Annotated in this window: 22 protein-coding genes; 4 read left to right on the top strand and 18 right to left on the bottom strand. The window is 71.1% G+C overall.

All coding sequences use genetic code 11. The features are described 5' to 3' along the window. Nucleotides 1–27: 27 nt before the first annotated feature. A complete protein-coding gene (locus tag ACIGNX_RS23455) occupies nucleotides 28–330 on the top strand; it encodes a hypothetical protein (RefSeq protein WP_396542818.1) in 303 nt (100 codons plus the stop codon). 6 nt (nucleotides 331–336) lie between these two features. Here the strand turns inward: ACIGNX_RS23455 and murA are convergent, their stop codons facing one another. Beyond that, nucleotides 337–1593, bottom strand: coding sequence for a UDP-N-acetylglucosamine 1-carboxyvinyltransferase (gene murA / locus ACIGNX_RS23450; protein ID WP_396542817.1), 1257 nt, complete (start codon nucleotides 1591–1593; stop codon nucleotides 337–339). A 93-nt stretch (nucleotides 1594–1686) separates the two neighbouring features. Between murA and ACIGNX_RS23445 the strand changes: the two genes are divergently transcribed. Beyond that, the gene (locus ACIGNX_RS23445; protein ID WP_396542816.1) at nucleotides 1687–2259 is read left to right on the top strand and encodes a cob(I)yrinic acid a,c-diamide adenosyltransferase; all 573 of its coding nucleotides are present in this window, start codon (nucleotides 1687–1689) and stop codon (nucleotides 2257–2259) included. Between the two features lie 106 nt (nucleotides 2260–2365). Here the strand turns inward: ACIGNX_RS23445 and ACIGNX_RS23440 are convergent, their stop codons facing one another. Together ACIGNX_RS23440 and ACIGNX_RS23435 are read right to left on the bottom strand one after the other, a co-directional pair. Continuing rightward, nucleotides 2366–2797: a DUF2550 domain-containing protein gene (locus ACIGNX_RS23440; RefSeq protein WP_396542815.1), complete on the bottom strand. Its 432-nt coding sequence runs from the start codon at nucleotides 2795–2797 to the stop codon at nucleotides 2366–2368. Nucleotides 2798–2819: 22 nt separating this feature from the next. Next, on the bottom strand, nucleotides 2820–3185 hold the full coding sequence (locus ACIGNX_RS23435; protein WP_396542814.1) for a F0F1 ATP synthase subunit epsilon: 366 nt from the start codon (nucleotides 3183–3185) through the stop codon (nucleotides 2820–2822). A 154-nt stretch (nucleotides 3186–3339) separates the two neighbouring features. Here ACIGNX_RS23435 and ACIGNX_RS23430 point away from each other — a divergent pair, with 154 nt between their 5' ends. Then, complete coding sequence (locus tag ACIGNX_RS23430; protein ID WP_396542937.1) at nucleotides 3340–4095, top strand: IclR family transcriptional regulator; 756 nt, start codon at nucleotides 3340–3342, stop codon at nucleotides 4093–4095. A gap of 56 nt (nucleotides 4096–4151) precedes the next feature. On the opposite strand, the gene atpD is transcribed toward ACIGNX_RS23430, so the two are convergent. The 11 genes from atpD to ACIGNX_RS23375 form a co-directional block, all read right to left on the bottom strand. After that, entirely contained in the window at nucleotides 4152–5588 is a 1437-nt protein-coding gene (gene atpD, locus ACIGNX_RS23425; RefSeq protein WP_396542813.1) for a F0F1 ATP synthase subunit beta, read from the bottom strand. Next, nucleotides 5581–6516, bottom strand: a complete 936-nt coding sequence (locus ACIGNX_RS23420; RefSeq protein ID WP_396542812.1) for a F0F1 ATP synthase subunit gamma — start codon at nucleotides 6514–6516, stop codon at nucleotides 5581–5583. Before ACIGNX_RS23420 ends, atpD begins: the two co-directional genes overlap by 8 nt. A 7-nt stretch (nucleotides 6517–6523) precedes the next feature. After that, on the bottom strand, nucleotides 6524–8170 hold the full coding sequence (gene atpA, locus ACIGNX_RS23415; RefSeq protein ID WP_396542811.1) for a F0F1 ATP synthase subunit alpha: 1647 nt from the start codon (nucleotides 8168–8170) through the stop codon (nucleotides 6524–6526). A gap of 61 nt (nucleotides 8171–8231) precedes the next feature. Continuing rightward, complete coding sequence (locus tag ACIGNX_RS23410; RefSeq protein ID WP_396542810.1) at nucleotides 8232–9059, bottom strand: F0F1 ATP synthase subunit delta; 828 nt, start codon at nucleotides 9057–9059, stop codon at nucleotides 8232–8234. Nucleotides 9060–9069: 10 nt separating this feature from the next. Continuing rightward, complete coding sequence (locus tag ACIGNX_RS23405) at nucleotides 9070–9618, bottom strand: F0F1 ATP synthase subunit B (protein WP_396542809.1); 549 nt, start codon at nucleotides 9616–9618, stop codon at nucleotides 9070–9072. A 31-nt stretch (nucleotides 9619–9649) separates the two neighbouring features. Further along, a complete protein-coding gene (locus tag ACIGNX_RS23400; RefSeq protein ID WP_106613741.1) occupies nucleotides 9650–9904 on the bottom strand; it encodes an ATP F0F1 synthase subunit C in 255 nt (84 codons plus the stop codon). Nucleotides 9905–9965: 61 nt separating this feature from the next. Next, the gene (gene atpB, locus ACIGNX_RS23395; protein ID WP_396542808.1) at nucleotides 9966–10745 is read right to left on the bottom strand and encodes a F0F1 ATP synthase subunit A; all 780 of its coding nucleotides are present in this window, start codon (nucleotides 10743–10745) and stop codon (nucleotides 9966–9968) included. A 152-nt stretch (nucleotides 10746–10897) separates the two neighbouring features. Continuing rightward, entirely contained in the window at nucleotides 10898–11347 is a 450-nt protein-coding gene (locus tag ACIGNX_RS23390) for a hypothetical protein (protein WP_396542807.1), read from the bottom strand. A 66-nt stretch (nucleotides 11348–11413) separates the two neighbouring features. Next, entirely contained in the window at nucleotides 11414–12574 is a 1161-nt protein-coding gene (locus ACIGNX_RS23385) for a glycosyltransferase family 4 protein (protein ID WP_396542806.1), read from the bottom strand. Nucleotides 12575–12645: 71 nt separating this feature from the next. Next, nucleotides 12646–13296 (bottom strand): L-threonylcarbamoyladenylate synthase, encoded by a 651-nt coding sequence (locus tag ACIGNX_RS23380; protein WP_396542805.1) that lies wholly within the window; start codon nucleotides 13294–13296, stop codon nucleotides 12646–12648. A gap of 238 nt (nucleotides 13297–13534) precedes the next feature. Then, complete coding sequence (locus ACIGNX_RS23375; RefSeq protein ID WP_396542804.1) at nucleotides 13535–14224, bottom strand: hypothetical protein; 690 nt, start codon at nucleotides 14222–14224, stop codon at nucleotides 13535–13537. 60 nt (nucleotides 14225–14284) lie between these two features. Between ACIGNX_RS23375 and ACIGNX_RS23370 the strand changes: the two genes are divergently transcribed. Beyond that, nucleotides 14285–14980 (top strand): hypothetical protein, encoded by a 696-nt coding sequence (locus ACIGNX_RS23370; protein WP_396542803.1) that lies wholly within the window; start codon nucleotides 14285–14287, stop codon nucleotides 14978–14980. 30 nt (nucleotides 14981–15010) lie between these two features. Here the strand turns inward: ACIGNX_RS23370 and prmC are convergent, their stop codons facing one another. From prmC to prfA, 4 genes are read right to left on the bottom strand one after another with little or no spacing between them, the layout of a single operon-like run. Continuing rightward, nucleotides 15011–15874: a peptide chain release factor N(5)-glutamine methyltransferase gene (prmC, locus tag ACIGNX_RS23365; protein WP_396542802.1), complete on the bottom strand. Its 864-nt coding sequence runs from the start codon at nucleotides 15872–15874 to the stop codon at nucleotides 15011–15013. Nucleotides 15875–15892: 18 nt separating this feature from the next. After that, entirely contained in the window at nucleotides 15893–17278 is a 1386-nt protein-coding gene (lpdA, locus tag ACIGNX_RS23360; RefSeq protein WP_396542801.1) for a dihydrolipoyl dehydrogenase, read from the bottom strand. A 10-nt stretch (nucleotides 17279–17288) separates the two neighbouring features. Then, nucleotides 17289–18518: an acyl-CoA thioester hydrolase/BAAT C-terminal domain-containing protein gene (locus tag ACIGNX_RS23355; protein ID WP_396542800.1), complete on the bottom strand. Its 1230-nt coding sequence runs from the start codon at nucleotides 18516–18518 to the stop codon at nucleotides 17289–17291. Between the two features lie 22 nt (nucleotides 18519–18540). Beyond that, a complete protein-coding gene (prfA, locus tag ACIGNX_RS23350) occupies nucleotides 18541–19596 on the bottom strand; it encodes a peptide chain release factor 1 (protein WP_396542799.1) in 1056 nt (351 codons plus the stop codon). Nucleotides 19597–19603: the final 7 nt, after the last annotated feature.

Here is a 19603-nt window from a genome sequence, read left to right as displayed (position 1 = left end):
TGCTCACTGAATCGTGACTGCGGGAGGATGTCGGGCGTGACCGCGCTCACCACGTTCCTGCTGATGGTGGTCGTGTTCGGCGGCCTGGCGTTCGCGCTGCGCTGGGCGTTCGGCGACGACCGGCGAGCCGTGCCCGACCACACCGGTGACGACTTCGGCCTGCTGACCGAGGTGGCGGCGGTGCCGACGCCGGTCGCGGCCGACCTGCTGGTCGGCCGCCTGCGCGCGGCCCGGATCAAGGTGACCGTGGTGCGCCGCGGGGAGCTGCACCGGCTGCTGGTCTTCCCCGCCGACGCGCCCGACGCCAGGCTGGTGCTGCGCCGCTCGTGACGGCCGTCAGGCGTCGACCCGGTCCACGGTGGCGCCCAGCTTGCGCAGGTTCTCCACGAAGCCCGGGTAGCCGCGCTCGATGTGGAAGATCTCGTACACCTCGGTCTCGCCGTCGGCGCACAGCCCCGCCAGCACCAGCCCCGCGCCCGCGCGGATGTCCGACGCCCACACCGGCGCGCTGGACAGCCGCTCCACGCCCCGCACCACCGCGTGGTGGCCGTCGGTGCGCGCGTCGGCGCCCAGCCGGACCATCTCCTCGATGAACCGGAACCGCGCCTCGAACAGGTTCTCGGTGATCATCGACGTGCCGTCGGACACGCTGGACAGCGCGATCGCGAACGGCTGGAGGTCGGTGGCGAAACCGGGGTAGGGCAGCGTCACGAAGTCCACCGAGCGCGGCCGGTCGTCCTGCACCACGCGGAAGCCGTCGTCCAGGACGGCCACCTCGGCGCCCGCCATGCGCAGCTTCTCCAGCACCAGGTCGAGGTGGTGCGGGTCCACGCCGCGCACGGTGATGTCGCCGCGGGTCATGGCGGCGGCGAAGGCCCAGGTGGCGCCGACGATCCGGTCGCCGATGACCCGGTGCTCGGTCGGCCGCAGCGACTCCACGCCGTGCACGGTGAGCGTGGACGTGCCCGCGCCCTCGATCTTCGCGCCCATCTGCTGGAGCATCACGCAGATGTCCACGATCTCCGGCTCGCGGGCGGCGTTGTCGATGACCGTGGTGCCGTTGGCCAGCACCGCCGCCATCAGGATGTTCTCCGTCGCGCCCACGCTGGGGAAGTCCAGCCAGATCTGCGCGCCGTGCAGCCCCTCGGCCTCGGCGATCACGCAGCCGTGCTCGATCTCGCTGTGCGCGCCGAGCTTGCGCAGGCCGTTCTGGTGCATGTCCAGCGGCCGGTTGCCGATCGCGTCGCCGCCGGGCAGGGCGACCACCGCGCGCTTGCAGCGGCCCACCAGGGGGCCCAGCACGCAGACCGACGCGCGGAGCTTGCCCATCGCCTCGGAGTCGGCGCGGTGGTTGAGCTCCTCCGGCGTGGTGATCGTGACCACCGAGCCGTCGAGCACCACCTCGCAGCCCAGGCTGCGCAGGACGTCGGCCATCAGCGGCACGTCCAGGATCTCCGGGCAGTTGGTGATGGTGGTGGTGCCCTCGGCCAGCAGTGCCGCCGCCATCAGCTTGAGCACGCTGTTCTTCGCGCCGACGACGGCGACCTCGCCGACGAGCCGCGCACCGCCCTGAACCCGGAAGTGCTCACTCACGTAGGGACTCCTTGCTCGTTGTGCCGCAATCCTACGTACGGTCTGAATCGTGCCCGTCCGTGGTGTGGCGCTGCGGTGTCTACAGTGCTCCGCATGGCCGTGCACCTGACGAAGATCTACACCCGCGTCGGCGACGACGGGACCACCGGGCTCGGCGACTTCTCCCGGGTGCCCAAGACCTCGCCCCGCATCACGGCGTACGCCGACGTGGACGAGACGAACGCGGCGCTGGGCGTGGCGCTGGCGCTGGGCGCGCTGGAGGCCGACGTCGCCGAGGTGGTGCGGCAGGTCCAGAACGACCTGTTCGACGTCGGCGCGGACCTGTGCACGCCGATCGCGCCCGACCCGAAGTACCCGCCGCTGCGGATCACCCAGGCGTACGTGGACCGGCTGGAGTCGTGGTGCGACGCGTTCAACTCCCGGCTGGGCAAGCTGGAGTCGTTCATCCTGAACGGCGGCACGCCGGGCGCGGCCCTGCTGCACCAGGCGCGGACCGTCGCCCGACGGGCCGAGCGGTCGGCGTGGGCGTTGATCGAGGTCGAGGCCGAGCAGACGAACGCCCTGGCCGCCAAGTACCTCAACCGGCTGTCCGACCTGCTGTTCATCCTGGCGCGGGTGGCGAACCCGGACGGCGACGTGCTGTGGCGGCCGGGGGCGAACGCCTGACCTGGCACTTCCGGTCACCGGGGACCCCGTGGCCCCCGGTTCCGGAGGCCGCGGCACGACATCACCAGGACGGGTGAACGACCGTCCTCCGCGCCCTCCCGGCCGGCTAGGAGGCCCAGGGGATGGAACGGCCCGGGGGCGCTGACTCCAACCAGGACAGGAACCCGGTCAGCGCGTCCGGGCCCATGGCGATCTCGACCTCGCCCCGGCTCCCCCGGCACCGCAGCACCACCGCGCCCGCGGGCATCGCGTACGCCTCGGGCGCGGTGGGCTCGCGGCGGTCGTCGATCTCGAAGCCCTCGCGGGAGATGACCATGTCCGGGCCGGTGCGCAGGCTCAGGACGCGGAACCAGGCGAACTCGTCACCCCGGTAGTGCCCGACGCCCAGGTGCCAGCCCCGGCCGGAGTCCTCGATCCGCGACCTCAGCGAGACGTGCACCCCGCCCGCGCGCAGCAGGCGGATGCGGCGCCACGCCAGGTAGGTGAGGACGACCACCGCGACGAACAGGACCACCCCGACCAGTTCGGCGATCCCCACGGCGCTCGCCCGCCCGTCCGCGTCAGGCCGACTGACCCGCGGCGCGGAGCCGCGCGACGGCCCGGGCCCGGTCCACCTCGTCGGAGCCCTGCGCGTCCGACCGCGCCTTCTCGACGTCGATCTCCTCGGCCAGCTCGGCGTCCTCGGCGAGGATGCTCACGCCCTCGCCGGTCACGGAGAGGAACCCGCCGTGCACGGCCGCGGTGACGAGCTCGTTGTCCGTGGTGCGGATGCGGACCACCCCGCCCTCGACCAGCTGCCCGAGCACCGGCTCGTGGCCGGGCAGGATGCCGATCTCGCCTTCGAGCGTCTGCGCGACCACCGACGTGGCCGTGCCGGACCACAGGCGGCGTTCCACGGCGACCAACTGGACGGTCATCTCGGCCACGCGCATCTCCCTGGAGTCGACTGGAGTCCACCGCAGTCTAAACGGTGACCGGATCGCACCGCCGCACCAGCCACCCCTACCCGCTCGGACGACCGCCGCACCGCCCCGCCCGGGGGACCGGACCCGGTCCCGGCCGGCGGGGGCCACCGGGATACTGGGGCGCGTGCCGACACCGAAGTCGCTGCTGGAACGGGCGTTCTCCCTGCTGTCCGTGTTCACCGTCGACCGGTCCGCGGTCACGCTGTCCGAGCTGAGCCGCCACTCCGGCCTCCCGCTGAGCACCACGCACCGCCTCGTGGCGTCGCTGGTGGAGCTGCGCGCCCTCGACCGCGCACCGGACGGCCGCTACCGCGTCGGCCTGAGGCTGCTCGAACTGGGCGCGCTGTCGCCGGGCAGCCTCGACCTGCGCGACCGGGCCCTGCCGTTCCTGGAGGACCTCTACGAGGTCACGCGGCACAACGTGCAGCTGGCCGTGCGCGACGGCACGGAGGTCGTGTACGTGGAGCGCATCTCGGCGCGGGACGCGGTGAACGTGGTGACCCGCGTCGGCAGCCGGATGCCCCTGCACTGCACCGGCGTGGGCCTGGTGCTGCTGGCCGCCGCGCCCGTCGCCGTGCAGGAGGCCGTGCTCGCCGCACCGCTCAAGCGGTACACGCCCCGGACGATCGGGTCAGCCCAGGAGCTGCGCGAGACCCTGGCCCGCGTGCGCCGCGACGACTACGCCATCAGCGACCGCCAGATCGAGATGATCACCTACTCGGTCGCCGCGCCCGTGCGGGGCGGGCACGGCGACGTGGTGGCCGCCGTGTCCGTCGTCGTGCCCACGGGCACCCGCACCGACACCGTGGTCCCCGCCGTGCGCACGTGCGGGCTGGCCATCTCCCGGGCGCTGGGCTGGGCGTCCCCGTGACGCGGCGGAGGGCCGCCCCCGCACCGGGGACGGCCCTCCGACGTGAACCCGCCCGCTTACTTGCCGGCGAGCTTCTTGGCGTTGGCCTCGACGTCGTCCAACCCGCCGCAGGAGAAGAACGCCTGCTCCGGGTAGTGGTCGAACTCGCCCTTGCAGACGCGGTCGAACGCCTCGATCGTGTCCTTGATCGGCACGAAGGAGCCCGGCTGACCGGTGAACTTCTCGGCCACGATGAAGTTCTGGCCGAGGAAGCGCTCCAGGCGACGGGCGCGGCCGACGAGGACCTTGTCCTCCTCGGACAGCTCGTCCATGCCGAGGATGGCGATGATGTCCTGCAGCTCCTTGTACTTCTGCAGGATCCGCTTGACCTCCTGCGCCACCCGGTAGTGCTCCTCGCCGACGATCGACGGCTCGAGGATCCGGGAGGACGAGGACAGCGGGTCCACCGCCGGGTAGATGCCCTTCTGGGAGATCGGACGGGAGAGCTCCGTCGTCGCGTCCAGGTGGGCGAACGTGGTGGCGGGCGCGGGGTCGGTGTAGTCGTCCGCGGGCACGTAGATGGCCTGCAGCGAGGTGATCGACTTACCGCGCGTGGAGGTGATGCGCTCCTGCAGCTCGCCCATCTCGTCGGCCAGCGTCGGCTGGTAGCCCACGGCGGACGGCATGCGGCCCAGCAGGGTCGACACCTCCGAGCCCGCCTGGGTGAACCGGAAGATGTTGTCGATGAACAGCAGCACGTCCTGGTTCTGCACGTCGCGGAAGTACTCCGCCATCGTCAGCGCGGACAGCGCGACGCGCATGCGGGTGCCGGGCGGCTCGTCCATCTGGCCGAAGACCAGGGCGGTGTCGCCGAGCACGCCCATCTCCTCCATCTCGAGGAGGAGGTCGGTGCCCTCGCGGGTGCGCTCGCCGACGCCGGCGAACACCGACGTGCCGGAGAACTCACGGGCGATACGGGTGATCATCTCCTGGATGAGCACCGTCTTGCCCACGCCCGCGCCGCCGAACAGGCCGATCTTGCCGCCCTTGACGTACGGGGTCAGCAGGTCGATGACCTTGATGCCCGTCTCCAGGATCTCGGTCTTGCCCTCGAGCTGGTCGAACGACGGCGCCTTGCGGTGGATCTCCCACTGCTCGCCGTCGCGGCCGAGGCCCGGCTGGTCGAGGCAGTCGCCCAGCGCGTTGAACACGTGGCCCTTGACGACGTCGCCGACGGGCACGCTGATCGCCCGGCCGGTGTCGGTCACGGTCGCACCGCGGACCAGGCCGTCGGTCGGCTGCATGGAGATGCAGCGGACCAGGTTGTCGCCCAGGTGCTGGGCGACCTCGAGGGTGAGCGTCTTGGCGACCGCCTCGTAGGTGATCTCGACGCTCAGGGCGTTGAACAGCTCCGGCACCGCGTCGCGCGGGAACTCCACGTCGACGACGGCACCGATCACCCGGACCACACGGCCGGTGCGGGTGGTGGTGGCAGTAGCACTCATGTCACTCATCACTTCCTGCGCCACCGGTAAGCGCGGAGGCGCCACCGACGATCTCGCTGATCTCCTGGGTGATCTGGGCCTGGCGGGCCGCGTTCGCCTGGCGGCTGAGGTTGCGGACCAGCTCGGTGGCGTTGTCCGTCGCCGCCTTCATCGCGGTCCGCCGCGCCGCCGACTCGGAGGCCGCCGCGTCCAGCAGTGCCGAGAAGAGCCGGGTCTTGACGTACTTGGGCAACAACGAGCCCAGCAGCGTCTCCGCGCTCGGCTCGAAGGAGTACACCGACTGGAGCTTCTGCGGCTCCGGGTCGAAGTCGACCACCATCGGCGCGATCCGCTTGGCGACCGGCGTCTGGCTCAGCATCGACTTGAACTCGGTGTAGACCACGTGCAGCTCGTCCACGCCCTGCACGCCGTCCCGGCCGGGCGGGTTGTCGCCGTCGTCGCTGCCCGCGACGAACGCCTGGACCAGGGCCTCACCGGCCTCGGCGGCGTTGACGTAGTGCGGCAGCTGCGAGAACCCGGTCCACTCGCCCGCGATCGGGCGCCTGCGGAACTTGTAGTAGCCGACGCCCTTGCGGCCGACGACGTAGAGCACGGGCTCCTTGCCCTCGGACCGCAGCAGGGAGAACAGCTCCTCCGCGGCGCGCAGCACGTTGGCGTTGTACCCGCCGCACATGCCCTTGTCGCTGGTGACGACGAGGACGGCCGCGCGGCGGGGGTTCTTGCGCTCGGTCAGCAGCGGGTGGTCCAGGTTCGCGGACGCCGTCGCCAGCGCGGAGAGGACCGAGGTGATCTCCTCCGCGTAGGGGCGCGACGCCGCGACCCTCGCCTGCGCCTTGGCCAGACGGGACGTGGCGATGAGCTCGTACGCCTTGGTGATCTTCTTGGTCGAGTTGACCGAGCGGATCCGCTGGCGCAGCTCTCGGATCTGTGCTGCCATGCCTACGTCACTTCTCGGTCGGAGCGGGCCGGTTGACCTTCACCGACTCCTGCCCGACCTCGTCGGCGTCCATCGCGTCCGCGGGCGCCTCGTTGACCACGGTGGCGCCGCCGGAGGCGGTGAACTGCTGCTTGAACGCGTTGACGGCGTCCACGATGCCCTTCTCCGCGTCGTCCGACAACTTCTTGGACTCGCGGATGTCGGACAGGATCACCTCGTGGCTGCGCCGCACGTGGTCCAGGAACTCCGACTCGAAGCGGCGGACGTCGCCCACCGCGATGTCGTCGTAGTACCCGTTCGTGCCGAGGTAGATCGAGACGACCTGCTCCTCGACCGGCACCGGCGAGTACTGGCCCTGCTTGAGCAGCTCGACCAGGCGCGCGCCGCGCTCCAGCTGGGCGCGGGAGGCCGCGTCGAGGTCCGAGGCGAAGGCCGAGAACGCCTCCAGCTCGCGGAACTGCGACAGGTCGAGGCGCAGCGAGCCGGCGACCGTCTTCATCGCCTTGATCTGCGCGGCGCCACCGACGCGGGACACCGAGATGCCCACGTTGACGGCCGGGCGCACACCGGCGTTGAACAGGTCCGACTCCAGGAAGCACTGGCCGTCGGTGATCGAGATGACGTTGGTCGGGATGTACGCCGACACGTCGTTGGCCTTGGTCTCGATGATCGGCAGACCGGTCATCGAGCCGCCGCCCATGTCGTCGGACAGCTTCGCGCAGCGCTCCAGCAGGCGCGAGTGCAAGTAGAAGACGTCGCCGGGGTAGGCCTCGCGGCCCGGCGGGCGGCGCAGCAGCAGCGAGATGGCGCGGTACGCCTCCGCCTGCTTGGTCAGGTCGTCGAAGATGATCAGGACGTGCTTGCCCTGGTACATCCAGTGCTGGCCGATGGCCGAGCCGGTGTAGGGCGCGAGCCACTTGAAGCCGGCCGAGTCGGACGCGGGCGCGGCGACGATGGTGGTGTACTCCAGCGCGCCCGCCTCCTCCAGCGCGGCCTTGACGCCCGCGATGGTGGAGCCCTTCTGGCCGATGGCGACGTAGACGCAGCGGACCTGCTGCGTCGGGTCGCCCGACTCCCACGCCTTCTTCTGGTTGATGATCGTGTCGATGCAGACCGCGGTCTTGCCGGTCTTGCGGTCGCCGATGATCAGCTGGCGCTGGCCGCGGCCGATCGGCGTCATGGCGTCGATGGCCTTGATGCCGGTCTGCATCGGCTCGCTCACCGGCTGCCGCTGCAGCACGGTCGCGGCCTGCAGCTCGAGCGCGCGGTTGTCGTCGGCCACGATGTCGCCGAGGCCGTCGATCGGCTGGCCGAGCGGGTTCACCACGCGGCCGAGGAAGCCGTCGCCGACCGGCACGGAGAGCACCTGGCCGGTCCGCTTGACCTCCTGGCCCTCTTCGATCTTGTCGAAGTCGCCCAGGATGACCGCGCCGATCTGGCGGACTTCCAGGTTCAGGGCCACGCCGAGCACGCCGCCGGGGAACTCCAGCAGCTCGTTGGTCATGGTGCCGGGCAGACCCTCGACGATGGCGATGCCGTCGTAGGTCTCCGCGACGACGCCGACCTCTTCCCGGCTGACTTCCGGGGAGTAGGTCGAGACGTACTTCTCGATCGCACTGCGGATCTCGTCCGACGAGATCGTCAGCTCCGCCATGTCGTTCCTGCTCTCACTTCGTTTTCGGGAAAGGGGCTTGTGGGCCGCGGTTCCGGTTCGGTCAGCCGGCGAGGTCGCGGCGCAGGGACGCCAGCCGACCCGCCACGCTTCCGTCGATGACTTCGTCGCCGATCTTGATGAGCAGGCCGCCGCGCAGCGTCGGGTCGACCTCCACGTGCAGCGCGATCGGCCTGGAGTAGATCCGGGTCAACGTGGCCTCGAGTCGCTCCTGCTGCGCCGCGTCCAGCTCGACGGCGGAACGCACGTAGGCGACGGAACGTTCCCGGCGCTTGGCCGCGAGCGACGCGAGGTCGCCCAGGCCGTTGACGACACCCTGGCCGCGCGGCTCGCGGACGAGCTGGTCGACGAGGGTCTTGGTCGTGCCGTCCACCTTGCCCGCCACCAGGCTGTCGACCAGCGCGACCTTGCCCGCGGGGTCGGCCGCCGGGTCGGACAGCGCCAGCTCCAGCTCGTGGTTGCCCGCGATGATGCGGCCGAGCCGGAACAGCTCGTCCTCGACGGAGTCGAGCTTGCCGTCCCGCTCCGCCCGCACCAGCAGCGTGGTGCGGGCCAGGGACTCGATGCCGTCGACCAGCTCGCGCGGGCTCGACCAGCGCGCGGTCACGACCGTCGCCAGCACCTGCACGGTCACGTCGGCGACCTTGCCGCCGAGCAGGCCGCGCAGCAGCTGCTCCCGGGTGGTGGGGTCGGAGGAGTTGTCGGCCAGCGCCCGGCGCAGCGCGGGCTGCGCCGACAGCAGGCTGACGACCGCGAACAGCTCCTCGCCCAGCTCACCCAGGGGCTCGCCGGCGGTCGTGCCGTCGACCACCTCCAGCAGCCGCAGCTCGGCGGCGGCCAGGGCGTCACGGCTAGCGGCGTGCAGCGTCATCGGCGTTCCCTCACTTGACGGCCGGAGCCGACGTGCCGTCGAGCTCGGAGAGGAACCGGTCGACGGTGCCCCGGCGGCGCACCTCGTCCTCCAGCGACTCGCCGACGACCCGGTCCGCCAGGTCGATGGCCAGCCTGCCCAGCTCGCCCCGCAGCTCGGCGACGATCTGCGCCCGCTGCGTCTCGAGCTGGGTCTGCCCCTGCGCGATGATCCGCGCGGACTCCTCCTGCGCCTTGGCGCGCAGCTCGCTGATGATCTGCTCGCCCTCGATGCGGGCGTCGTCGCGGATGCGGGCCGCCTCGGCGCGGGCCTCGGCGAGCTGCGCCTTGTACTGCTCCAGCGTCTCCTGCGCCTGGGCCTGCGCCTGCTCGGCCTTCTCGATCCCGCCCTCGATCTTGGCGGCGCGTTCCGCGTACAACGTCTCGAAGCGCGGCGACACGAACTTCTTGATGACGAAGAACAGCAGCAGGAACGAGATCAGGCCGAGGATGATCTCCGACGTGTGCGGCAGGACGGGGTTGATGGCCCCTTCCTCCGCCGCCAAGATGAGGGTATTCATCACAAACCTCTCTGATGCGATGAACCGGTACTCAGCCCGCGGTGGCGAGGAAGTACACGACGAAGCCGAGCAGCGCGAGCACCTCGACGATGGCGAACGTGGTCCAGGCCAGGCTCAGCAGCACGCCGCGGGCCTCGGGCTGACGGGCGGTGCCGTTGATGACCGAGGAGAAGATCAGACCCACGCCGATGCCGGGGCCGATGGCCGCGAGGCCGTAGCCGATGGCAGCGAGGCCCTGGTTCAGGTTGACGTTCGCGGCTTCCTGAGCAAGAACGATAGCGCTCACTTGTGCTGTTCCCTTTCCAACTCGGTCCGCGAACGCTCGCGGATCGGAGGCTTGTGTTTTCTCAGTGCTCTTCGGCCAGCGCCGCGCCGATGTAGTTGGCGGACAGCAGCGCGAAGATGTAGGCCTGCAGGACCATGATCAGCGCCTCCAGGAACGTCAGCGCGATGGCGAAGACGAACGCGACGGGCGCGACGACGACGGTGATGCCGCCGGCGAAGAGCAGGTACTCACCGGCCAGGGTGAACACCAGCAGGAGCAGGTGACCCGCGAACATCGCCGCGAAGACTCGAATGGCGAGCGTGAGCGGGTTCAGGAAGAACTTCTGGAAGAACTCGATCGGAATCAGCAGGATGAGCACGAACCACGGCGCGCCGGGCGGCATGGTCTGGTGCTTCAGGTAACCGAGGAACCCGTGGCGCTTGAATCCGACGAAGTGGTACACGGGGTAGATCACGAGCACCGAGACGGCCAGCGGGAATCCGATGTGCGACATCGTCGGGAACTGCACGAACGGGATGAGGCCGAACAGGTTGTTCACCAGGACGAAGGTGAACACCGTCAGGATCAGCGGGACGAAGGGCTTGAAGTCCTTGCCACCGATCTGCTCGCGCGCGATCGTGTTGCGGCCGACGTCGTAGAGCGACTCGGCGGCGAACTGGAACTTGCCGGGAACGAGCTTGAGGTTGCGGGTCGCCGCGATGAAGAACGCACCGATGATCAAGATCGAGAGCACCAGAAGCACCATGGGCTTGGTGACCTCACCGAAGATCGGCGGGAGGAAGAAGTCCTTCACGCCGGGTGCGACGAACTCATCACCCGCAGCCAGCACCATCGTGGTCACTGTGTTCCTTCCGGTTCTCCCGGCCGGCGTTCACTCCGCCGGGGGAATCGTCACGATCGGGACTTAACGTACCTTACGGACCGCAAGCGCCTGCGAGAGGCACCCCACCTAGCCGGGTGTCCCGTCTTGCGCGCACCGTACCAGCCGGTAGATCAGGTGTTTCCAGGGGTCGGGATGACGATCTGACTGCGACTGCGCTTGGAGGCGCGCACCTCCAGGGCGGTGGCCACCAGGATGGTCGCGGCCATGGTCAGGGCCAGCGCGTTGGTGTGCAGGACCGGGAACTTCCGCAGGACCAGCATCACCGCGAACAGCAGGATCAGCTTGCCCATGAACCCGGCGAACGCCGCCACCATGATCACCTGGAGCGGCATCGCGGCGGTGCGGTGCATGAGCAGCAGCGTCGCGGCCGAGGACAGGCACGCGATCGCACCGCCGATCAGCGCGGCGACCAGGCCGGGCACACCGGCCAGCACCGTCCAGAGGATCGCGCCCGCCGCCACGGTCGCGAGTGCCGCCCACAGCGCGCCGCGGTACATCTCACCTGCGAGTCGCCGCACGACGGCCTCGTGCGTCCACTCCGTCTTCTCCGGAGAGCTCATGTCACCTCTTCCCACCCATCACCACCGAGTGTAAAGAGGGCTTGGTCCTGACCACGCCATCGGGGGTCAACTGCGGCGCACTTCGCGAAGCCTGGGTATCGCGGAGACCAACAGCGCGAGAACGAGACCGATCGCCAGGCACCACACGACGACCGCGGCGTCGAACAGCGTCAGCGCCACCGCGCCGAACGCCAGCACGCCCGCCCACAGGTAGATCAGCAGCACCGCGCGGCGCTGGGAGTGGCCGATCTCGAGCAGCCGGTGGTGCAGGTGCATCTTGTCGGCGGAGAACGGGCTCTCGCCGCGCCGGGTCCGCCGCACGACCGCCATCAGCAGGTCCAGCATCGGCACGAACAGCACCGCGGCCACCACGACCAGCGGCGACAGCAGGCCGAGGACGTCGGGGGCGCGCACCGACTCGTAGTTGATCTTGCCGGAGGCCGAGATCGTGGCCGCCGCGAGCATCAGGCCGATGAGCATCGACCCGGAGTCGCCCATGAAGATCCGGGCGGGGTTGAAGTTGTGCGGCAGGAAGCCGAGGCAGGCGCCCGCCAGCGTGGCCGCGATGAGGGCCGGCGGGTACGCGCCGACGTCGCCGCCGTTGTTGGCGAGCAGCCCGATGGAGAACACGCACGTGGCCGCCGCGGCGATGAGCCCGATGCCCGCGGCCAGGCCGTCCAGGCCGTCCACGAAGTTCATCGCGTTGACCATCGTCACGGCCAGCAGCACGCTGAGGATCGCGCCCTGGTTCTGGTCCAGCGACAGCAGCGAGCCGGTGCCCTCGCCGCCGTCGCCCCACGGCACCCAGAACGACATCCACTGCAGGCCGAACAGCACCAGGACGCCCGCCGACGTCACCTGGCCCGCGAGCTTCGTCAGCGAGTCCAGCTCGAAGCGGTCGTCGAGGACGCCGACGAGCACGATGATGCCGCCCGCCACGATCACCGCGTGCGGGTCGTAGGAGAAGTCGAAGGCCGAGCGCAGCACCGGGAGCTGGTGCGCCAGGAGCATGCCGCCGAGCACCCCGCCGTACATGGCGAGGCCGCCCATCCGCGGCATGGGTTGGACGTGCACGTCCCGCTGGCGCGGGTAGGCGACGGCCCCGATCCGGAACGCGAGGGCCCGCACGAGACCGACGAGCAGGAACGTCACGACCGCGGCGGTCAGGGCGACGAGCAGGTACTCCCGGACGGGGAGGACGTTGGACACGGCAGGCAACGGGCCCACAGCAGGCTAGCCCCTCGGCAATGGGGTATCGGGGGAAGGAACCACCACGCTACTCCGATCGGGAAGATCCACTAGCGGGCGACCTCGACTTCGACCCCGAGCACCTCGGACACCTCCGCCACCGCCACCGCGCCCTCCCGCAGCACCACGGGCTCGGGCCCGGTCAGGTCCACGATGGTGGAGCCGGTGCTGTCGGTCGCCGGACCGCCGTCGAGGTAGACGCCGACCTCCTCGCCGAGCTGGTCCCACGCCTCCTGGGCCGTGCTCGCCGGGGCGAAGCCCGCCTTGTTCGCGCTGGACACCGCCATCGGGCCGACGTCGCGCAGCAGCTCCAGCGCCACGGGGTGCAGCGGCATGCGCAGCATGACCGTGCCGCGGGTGTGACCGAGATCCCACGCCAGCGAGGGCGCGTGCGACAGCACGAGGGACAACCCACCGGGCCAGAACGCCTCGATCAACGCGCGAGCCTGCCGGGGAACCCCGAGGACGAGCCCGTCGACCGTCGTCCAGGACCCGACGAGCACGGGCACGGGCAGGTCGGGGCCACGCCCCTTGGCCGCCAGCAGCGCCCGCACCGCGGCCGCGTCGAACGCGTCGCATCCGATGCCGTAGAGCGTGTCGGTGGGCAGGACGACCAACCGCCCGGACCGCACCGCACCGGCGGCGGCCGCGAGCCCCGCCGCCCGATCGGCCGGAACACCACAATCGTAGATTGTGCTCACCCCGCTGATCCAAGCACAGCACCGGAATCCCCAGCGGCCCAGGTCACAACCACGCACCGCAACCTCGCCAGATCACGCAGAGCCACCACACCGGTCACCGCACGACCCGCCGATCACCAATGCCCGCGTGAATACGAAGCACTCGTAAACCAATGACCCACAACGGGCTCGCAATCGGCCCACGAGGCTCGATTTGAGATGGGTTCGGCCGGCCTGGGGCGCCGGTAAGGGCCCGGTGTCAAATCGAGCCGGACTCGACCACCGAACCCGCCTCCTGCACCCACTGCCGCTTGCGGTGCGCCATCACGAACCCGAACACCAACCCGGCCCCGACCACCACCCCGCCGGCCGCGACCACCGCGCTCCCGATCACCCCGCCCACGAACGGCAGGACGAGGACCGCCAACGCGACCACCCCGGTCGTCCACGGGTCGGGCTGGACCCACCGCCACCGCCGGGCCTCGTCCGCCCTCCGGCGGAGGTCCCCGGCGAACGCGATCATCGCGGGATCCGGGCTCAACGCCGCGATCTCGTCCGCCAGCGCCCGGCACTCGGCCCACTGGCGGGCGTTCGCCACGACCAGCGCCCCGTCGGACCTGAGCGCCCGCACCCCACCGCTCCGGGCCGCCAGCACGACCGCCAGGTGCGCCCGCAACACGTCATCCGCCCGCGCCGACCCGCCGCCCTCGAACCCACCGCCCTCAGACCCACCGCCCTCGGACCCCTTGGGCTCCAACTCCCCTCGCACGACCTCTGCCGCACTCGCGGCAGCCGCCGCGTCACCGTCCAATCCCGACAGCACCGCGGTCAGCGCACGCGCCAACCGCCCCCGGTCCCGGTCGTCGAAATCGGCGAGGTCCGCGTGGACGACCCGAGTCCTGAGCCATTCCACGAGTTCGCTCCACTCGTTCGGCCCAGTGACAGCCATCGCGAGTTCTCCGATTCGCTCGGCTTTGCTCGGCGGAGCGCCGGCGGCCAGAATATCCCGATGGCGAGGCGTCCAGCGGCCGCGAAGAACCAGATCGGCGCTCTCCCCCTGGCGCTGACCTCCGCCGCCGCCTACCTCCTCCTGGCAGGCGCAGCCGCCTACCTGTCCTACACCGCCAACGAACCGACCCTCGCCGCCGCAACCACCCCGGGGCCGACCACCCCAGGCCCGACCACCCCAGGTCCGACCACCCCGGGCGTCACCGCGCCCCCACCCACCTCACCGACCTCAGCCACACCACCCTCGGCACCCCCGCCCCCCGACACCCGGCGGATCACCGCCCCGGGCGGCCTCACCACCACCATCCCGGCCGACTGGACCGTCACCCCGGGCACCGTCGCCACCACCCTCGTCGCCACCGACCCGACCGCACCGGCCCGCGAACTGCGCCTGGGCGGAGCCCCCGTCACCGACCCGGCGACACCGCTGCTGGACCGCATCACCGCGGCCGCCACCGACCGGGAACGCGAACCGGGCCACCGCCGCCTCACCCTCACGGGCACGACGATCCGCGACCACCCGGCCGTCACCTGGGAGTTCGAGGAGAACGCGGGAGCACCCGACGCGAAGCGGGTCGCCACCGCCTTCTGGGAGGCGAACGGGGTCGAGTACGTCCTCTACTCCGCCGGCCCGCCGCGGGAGTGGGACCTGACGAAGGCGCGCCTCACCAGGATGGTCGACACCGCCACCCCCTGAAAGGGCTCCCCACCCGTCAGGGCACCCGGCTCAGGGCACCCGGCGCGCCGTCGCGAACCGCGGCCTCCACGCCAGGTCCCGGTGGTCCTCGATGTCGGTCAGCACCCGCCGCGTCCCCAGCAGCGCGGGCACGATGTTCCCGTGGCTGTCGTCGTGCTCGATCGCCACGTACCCGCCGGGCTTGAGCAACCGCGCCGCCACCGCCACGACGTGCCGGATCACCTCCAGCCCGTCCGGTCCGCCGAACACCGCCTCGCGCGGGTCGTGCTCGGCGACCTCCGGCTGCACCTCGGTCCCCTCCGGCACGTAGGGCGGGTTGCACAGCACCAGGTCGACCTGACCGTCCAGGTCCGCCAGCACGTCCGGCGACGTCACGTCACCGGCGTGCAGCGTGATCGGCGTGTCACCCGCCGCCGCACGGGCCTCCGCGTTGCGCCGCGCCCACGACAGCGCCGAGGGGTGGCGCTCCACCGCGTGCACGGACGCGTGCGGCAGCCGGTGCGCCGCCGCCAACGCCAACGCGCCCGACCCGGTGCACAGGTCCACCACCACCGGGGCGTCCGACTCCACAGTGGACAGCCCCCACTCCAGCATCAGCTCGGTCTCCGGGCGCGGGATGAACACGCCCGGACCGACCTCCACGTCGATCCCGCCCAGGTGCGCCCACCCGGTGATGTGCTGCAGCGGCACGCGCGTCGTGCGCCGCCGGACGGCCTGGTGCAGCGCCTCCACGACGGGCGGGTCGACCATCGGGATCAGCGCCAGCCGCGACCGCTCGACGCCGAGCACGTGCGCGGCCAGCAGCTCCGCGTCCGCGCGCGGACTGTCCACACCCGCCGCGGCCAGCATGCGTTCCGCTTCCATGATCGCCAGCCGCAGCGGGTGTCTGGTCATGCGCCAAGGGTAGGGGGATCAGAAGTTGATCATGTGGCCGGCCAGGCCGTGGACCGCTTCCTTGACCGCCTCGCCCAACGTGGGGTGCGCGTGCACGTTGCGCGCCACCTCGTGCACGGTCAGGTCCCACTGCTGGGCCAGCGTCAGCTCCGGAAGCAGCTCGGTGACGTCCGGTCCGATCAGGTGGCCGCCGAGCAGCTCGCCGTACTTGGCGTCGCTGATCAGCTTCACGAACCCGCCGGAGTCGCCGATGCCGTGCGCCTTGCCGTTCGCGGTGAACGGGAACTTCGCCACCTTCACGTCGAACCCGCGCTCGCGCGCCTGCGCCTCGGTCCACCCGAACGACGCGATCTGCGGCTGGCAGTAGGTGGCCCGCGGGATCATCACGAAGTCCAGCTCCATGGTCTCCGCGCCCGCGATCGTCTCCGCGGCGATGATGCCCATCGACTCGGCGGCGTGGGCCAGCATCAGCTTGGCCGTCACGTCGCCGATCGCGAAGATGTTCTCCACCGTGGTGCGCCCGCGGCCGTCGACCGCGATCGCGCCGCGCTCGGTGAGCCCGACGCCGGTGTTCTCCAGCCCGTAGCCCTCGACCCGCGGCTGGAACCCGATGGCCTGGAGCACCTTGTCGGCCTCCAGCACCTCCTCGACGCCGTCCTTGGAGACGGTGACCCGCACGCTCGGCCCGGAGTCGTCGATGGACTCGACCCTCGTGGACGTCCGCACGTCGATCCCGAGCCGCTTGTACCGCTTGGCCAGCTCGGCGGACACCTCGGCGTCCTCCAGCGGGACCACCCGGTCGAGGAACTCGACGATGGTGACCTTCACGCCGTAGTTGTGCAGCACGTAGGCGAACTCGACGCCGATGGCGCCGGCGCCCGCGATGACGATGCTCCCGGGCAGGTCCTGCGACAGGATCTGCTCCTCGTAGGTCACCACCCGGTCGGACAGCTTCGTACCCGGCAGGAGTCGGGTCGTGGCGCCGGCCGCGATGATCGCGTGCGAGAACGTGACGGTCTCGTCACCCACCTGGATGGTGTTGGCGTCGACGAACGTCCCCCGACCGTTGTACTCGGTGATGCCGTTCTTCTTCATCAGGAAGTGCACGCCCTTGACGCGCCCGTCCGCGACCTTCCGGCTGCGCTCGTAGGCGGCGCCGTAGTCGAACTTCACCGAGCCGTCGACCTGGATGCCGTAGGTCTTCTGCTCGTGGGTGAACAGGTGCGCGAGCTCCGCGTTGCGCAGGAGGGCCTTGGACGGGATGCAGCCCACGTTCAGGCACACCCCGCCCCAGTAACGCTCCTCGATGACCGCCGTCTTCAGCCCCAGCTGGGCGGCCCGGATCGCGGCGACGTACCCGCCTGGCCCCGCACCGAGGACCACGACGTCAAAGTGTGCGCTCATGAATCACACATTAGGTGCCCAGTTGGTCCGACAAGAACTCAACGGTCCGGCGCCAGGCGTCGGCGCGCGCGGCGGCCGTGGCGGCGGGTGAGCCGCCCGTCGAGAAGGCCACGCCCGGCCCGGGGACCACCAGTTCGGTCAGCGGCCGGTGCGGCGGGCCCGCGATCAGGTGTCCTGCCTCGGGGTACACCACGTGCTCGTGCCGGTGCCCGTGCCCGGCCGCGGTCAACCGGCGCCACGCGACCTCGCCCAGCTCCTCGGCCGGCCACGACTCGTCCCGACCGGGTGAGAGCAGCAACACACCGCCCTCGATGCGCTCGACCGGGATCTCGGTGTCCTCGGGGATGCCGTCGGACAGGTCGAACGCCGCCCTCAGCGCCACGGGCTCGCCCGCGACCACCTGCCGGCGCAGCTCCCCGGGCACGGAGTACGGCAGGTACGGCAGCGGCCTGCCCTGCCACGTCCACGACGCGCCCTCGTGCTCCAGCTTCTGCAGCAGCCGCGCGCCCGGTCCGACGCACTGCGTCACGACCCCGCTGCCCGCCACGCTCACCACGGCCTTGACCTGCGGGAACGTCGCACCGATCAGCAACGCCAGCTCACCGCCGCGCGACCCGCCGACCACACCGACCGCCACCGGGCCACCCTCCGCCGAGCCGCCCGGGCGCGAGGCGAGCAGGTCCAGCGCGGTCCCGAAGTACTCCAGCGGGACCTCGACCAGGTCGTCGGGCAGGTCGGGGAGTCCGAAGTAGGCCAGCGCCAGCGCCGCGAACCCGTGCCCGGCCAGCAGCGCCGCGTCCGGCTCGCGCAGGCCGCCCTCCGAGCCGCCCAGCACCAGCACGCCGGGGTGCGCCTCGCCGTCGTCGGGCTCGTACAGCACGCCGACCAGGCCGTTCTCGCGCACCTCGGTCCGCCGCACCCCCTCGGGCACGGTCCGCCGCTCCAGCTCCACCTTGCCGACCCCGACGACCTCGACCAGCGTGGGGCCGGCCGGTTCACCCGTGCGGGTCATCGACCAGAACAGGCCCATCGGGTCGACACCGGAGTAGTCGCCTTCGACCGGCGCGTGCCGCGCGAGGTCCACCACGCCCCGCTCGTCGGCCAGGAACACCGCCGAGGAGGCCCAGTCGCCCGTCGAGGCGCTCACCACGACCCGCTCGTCGGGTGGCAGGTCGACCACGCGGATCCCGAGCACGGCGTCGAGGGGGGCGCTGCGCGGGTTCACCAGGATTTCCGCCATCGCGAGCCCCCTACTCTCCGCCTCACCCGCCGGCGAGGCGCTCCGCGCGGTCCGCCGCCGCCAACGCGTCCAGCACCGCGTCGAGGTCGCCGTCGAGCACTTGGTCCAGGTTATGGGCTTTGTACCCAACGCGGTGATCGGAGATGCGCGATTCCGGGAAGTTGTAGGTCCGGACCCGCTCGGACCGGTCGACCGTGCGGATCTGCGAGCGGCGGGCGTCGGACGCCTCCTGCTGCTGCTTCTCCTCGGCCAACGCGGTCAGCCGCGCCTGGAGCACCTGCATCGCGCGCGCCTTGTTCTGGAGCTGGCTGCGCTCGTTCTGGCAGGAGACCACGATGCCGGTGGGCAGGTGCGTGATGCGGACCGCCGAGTCGGTCGTGTTGACGCTCTGCCCGCCCTTGCCGGACGAGCGGAACACGTCCACGCGCAGGTCGTTCTCGTCGATCTCGACCTCGACCTCGTCCAGCTCGGGGAACACCAGGACGCCCGCGGCGGAGGTGTGGATGCGGCCCTGCGACTCGGTCACGGGCACCCGCTGCACGCGGTGCACGCCGCCCTCGTACTTCAGCCGCGACCAGACGCCGTCCGGGGTGTCGGCGCGGCTCTTGATGGCCACCGTGACGTCCTTGAAGCCGCCCAGGTCGGAGTCGGTGCCGTCGAGCACTTCGGCCTTCCACCCGTGCCGTTCGGCGTACCGCAGGTACATGCGCAGCAGGTCGCCGGCGAACAGGGCCGACTCCTCGCCGCCCTCACCGGACTTGATCTCCAGCACCACGTCCGCGCCGTCGTGCGGGTCGCGCGGCAGGAGCAGCTCGGTCAGCTTGGACTCCAGCGCGGGGACGGCCCTGGCCAGCTCCTCGGCCTCCTCGGCGAACGACTGGTCCTCGGCGGCCAGCTCCCGCGCGGTCTCCAGGTCGGACTGCGCCTGCTCCAGCTCACGGGCGGCCTTCACGATCGGGGTCAGCTCCGCGTAGCGCTTGCCGAGCTTGCGCGCGCCCGCCTGGTCGGCGTGCACCGAGGGGTCGGCGAGCTTGGCTTCCAGCTCGGCGTGCTCGGCCAGCAGGGCGTCCAGCGTCACGGTCTCG

The sequence above is a fragment of the Actinosynnema sp. NPDC053489 genome (assembly GCF_044544865.1).
Lineage (GTDB): Bacteria > Actinomycetota > Actinomycetes > Mycobacteriales > Pseudonocardiaceae > Actinosynnema.
Note: the sequence above shows the minus strand (reverse complement) of the source record. Positions and strands in the feature narration are given on the sequence as shown.

Coding starts and splice junctions, on each gene's coding strand:
- ACIGNX_RS23370 (WP_396542803.1), top strand. CDS start 14,285: ATGGCGAGGCGTCCAGCGGCCGCGAAGAACCAGATCGGCGCTCTCCCC.
- ACIGNX_RS23410 (WP_396542810.1), bottom strand. CDS start 9,059: ATGACGCTGCACGCCGCTAGCCGTGACGCCCTGGCCGCCGCCGAGCTG.
- ACIGNX_RS23405 (WP_396542809.1), bottom strand. CDS start 9,618: ATGAATACCCTCATCTTGGCGGCGGAGGAAGGGGCCATCAACCCCGTC.
- ACIGNX_RS23390 (WP_396542807.1), bottom strand. CDS start 11,347: ATGAGCTCTCCGGAGAAGACGGAGTGGACGCACGAGGCCGTCGTGCGG.
- atpA (WP_396542811.1), bottom strand. CDS start 8,170: ATGGCGGAGCTGACGATCTCGTCGGACGAGATCCGCAGTGCGATCGAG.
- ACIGNX_RS23445 (WP_396542816.1), top strand. CDS start 1,687: ATGGCCGTGCACCTGACGAAGATCTACACCCGCGTCGGCGACGACGGG.
- ACIGNX_RS23420 (WP_396542812.1), bottom strand. CDS start 6,516: ATGGCAGCACAGATCCGAGAGCTGCGCCAGCGGATCCGCTCGGTCAAC.
- ACIGNX_RS23375 (WP_396542804.1), bottom strand. CDS start 14,224: ATGGCTGTCACTGGGCCGAACGAGTGGAGCGAACTCGTGGAATGGCTC.
- ACIGNX_RS23455 (WP_396542818.1), top strand. CDS start 28: ATGTCGGGCGTGACCGCGCTCACCACGTTCCTGCTGATGGTGGTCGTG.
- lpdA (WP_396542801.1), bottom strand. CDS start 17,278: ATGAGCGCACACTTTGACGTCGTGGTCCTCGGTGCGGGGCCAGGCGGG.
- prmC (WP_396542802.1), bottom strand. CDS start 15,874: ATGACCAGACACCCGCTGCGGCTGGCGATCATGGAAGCGGAACGCATG.
- ACIGNX_RS23355 (WP_396542800.1), bottom strand. CDS start 18,518: ATGGCGGAAATCCTGGTGAACCCGCGCAGCGCCCCCCTCGACGCCGTG.
- atpD (WP_396542813.1), bottom strand. CDS start 5,588: ATGAGTGACATGAGTGCTACTGCCACCACCACCCGCACCGGCCGTGTG.